2 protein-coding genes are annotated in these 2304 nt (G+C 75.6%); both read right to left on the bottom strand.

Translation table 11 applies throughout. The features are described 5' to 3' along the window. On the bottom strand, window positions 1–1615 hold a 1615-nt coding region (locus M878_RS95275), incomplete at its 3' end, for a beta-ketoacyl [acyl carrier protein] synthase domain-containing protein (RefSeq protein WP_023552419.1). A gap of 1 nt (window position 1616) precedes the next feature. After that, window positions 1617–2304: SDR family NAD(P)-dependent oxidoreductase (locus M878_RS99075; RefSeq protein WP_158692825.1), on the bottom strand; the 688-nt coding region annotated here is incomplete at its 5' end.

Raw genomic sequence — 2304 nt, 5'->3', positions numbered from 1 at the left:
CGGTAGGACGCGCAGGAGCCGGAACCGTGGGACACGCCGGAGCGGGAGCCGTGGCACGCGCGGGAGCCGGTACGGGGACGTGCGCGGGAGCCGGAGTGGGGACGCGCGCGGGAGCGGTGGCGCGTGCGGGCATGGGCGTTGGCACGGGCTCCCGGACGGACGCGGGCCCGGAGTGCGTACGTGGAATCGCGCGGGCGCCCGGTGCCTCCTCCAGCACCACATGGGCGTTGATCCCGCCGAACCCGAAGGCGTTCACGGCGGCGCGGCGGACCGGCTGCCGGGCGTCGGTCTCCCAGGGCCGGGAGCGCGCCAGGGTGCGGAAGCGGGTGGCGGCCAGGGCGGGATGCGGGTCCTCGCAGTGGAGGGTGGGCAGGAGGGTGCCGTGATGGAGGGCGAGGGCGGCCTTGACCAGGCCCGCGACCCCGGCGGCCGGCATGGCGTGGCCGATCATCGACTTCACCGAGCCGAGGACCGGACGGAGGTGACTGCCATCGGCTGGGCCGAACACCTCGGCCAGGGTGGCGAGTTCGGCCGTGTCACCGGCGGGAGTCGCGGTGCCGTGAGCCTCCAGCAGGCCGAGGGAGTCCGGTGCGGCGGGGTCGAGTCCGGCGGCCCGCCAGGCCTGCCGCACGGCTCTGGTCTGCCCGCCGGGGTCGGGGGCGGCCAGGCCCGCCGTACGGCCGTCGCTGGCGACGCCCGTGCCCCGGATCACCGCGTACACGCGGTCGCCGTCGCGTTGGGCGTCCGCGAGCCGCTTCAGTACGACGACACCCGTGCCCTCGCCGATGAGGATGCCGTCGGCGTCACGGTGGAAGGGGCGGACGCGCTCGGTCGGGGACAGGGCGCGCAGCTGGGCGAAGACGCTCCAGAGGGTGATGTCGTGACAGTGGTGCACTCCCCCGGCCAGCATCAAGTCGCAGCGGCCGGTGGAGAGTTCGGTGACCGCCTGGTCCACGGCGACCAGCGAGGAGGCGCAGGCCGCGTCCACGGTGTAGGCGGGGCCGCGCAGGTCGAGACGGTTGGCGATGCGGGAGGCGGCGAGGTTGGGGACCAGGCCGATCGCCGACTCCGGGCTGTCGGGGCCGAGCCGTTCGGTGAACGCGGCTCGGATGCGGGCGAGTTGGCCGTCGGCGAGGCCGGGCAACAACTCACCTAGGATGCGGGTCAGTTGTCCGGCCGTGCGCACCCGCTGATCCAGACGGACCAGGCCCGGGGTGAGATAGCCGCCGCGCCCCAGCGCCACGCCGATCCGGTCCCGGGCCGGCAGTCGTTGTGCGCCGCCCGCGTCGGCGAGCGCGGCGGCGGCCACGTCGAGGGCGATCAGCTGGTCGGGCTCGGTGCCGGGCACCGAGGCGGGCATGATGCCGTACCGGGTGACATCCACCTCGGCCAGGCCGTCCACGAAGCCGCCGCGCCGGCAGTACACCTGGTCGGCGACGGCGGGCCCGGCGGCCGAGCCGGGCCGGTAGTAGTCGGCGTCCCAGCGGTCCGCGGGGGCGTCGCGGATCGCGTCGAGGCCGTCGCGCAGATTGCGCCAGTACGCGTCGAGGCCGGGGGCGCCGGGCAGCAGCACCGCCATCCCGACGATGGCGGCGGGAGTGTGACGGCTCGCCATGTCACCACCCCGACGCGGTGTAGACGACGGCCCGGGCCGACGGCTCGCCCCAGGCGAGTTCCCGGAGCAGGGCCGCGGTGCCCTCGTCCGGGTCGATCAGCTCGATGCCGCGCCGGGCGTATGCGCGGCCTAGTTCCGCGCCAACCATGCCGCTGTGCGTGCCGGACGGTGCCCAGGGTCCCCAGTGTACGGTCAGCGCGCGAGCGCCCGCGCGGGCGGCCCAGTCGGCGCCGAGCGCTTCGAGGGCGTCGTTGGCGGCGGCGTAGTCGGCCTGGCCGCGGTTGCCGAGGACGGCGGCGACGCTGCCGAACAGCACGGTGAATGCGGGCGTGCCGGGCAGGTCGTCCAGCGCGGCGAACAGCGCGCCGGCCCCGGCCGTCTTCGTGCCGTAGACCCGTTGGAAGGACTCGGGGGTCTTGTCGGCGATCAGCCGGTCCTCGATCACGCCGGCGGCGAAGACGACTCCGTCGAGGCGGCCGTGTTCGGCGTGGATCTCCTTGACCGCCTGCAGGACGGCGTCCCGGTCCCGGAAGTCCACCGCTCGGTAGCGGGCGTCGCTGCCGAGTGCGCCGAGCTCCGCGAGGGTCGTGGCGATCTCCCGCTGGGCGAGGATCAGTCCGGCGGCCCGGTTGATCTCGGCGGGCCTGGGCGCGCCGGGCCCGGCGGCCAGCGCCGTGCGCAGCTCGACG

Source organism: Streptomyces roseochromogenus subsp. oscitans DS 12.976 (assembly GCF_000497445.1).
Lineage (GTDB): Bacteria > Actinomycetota > Actinomycetes > Streptomycetales > Streptomycetaceae > Streptomyces > Streptomyces oscitans.
The sequence above is the reverse complement of the archived record's forward strand: the minus strand, read 5'-3'. Positions and strand labels throughout refer to the sequence as shown.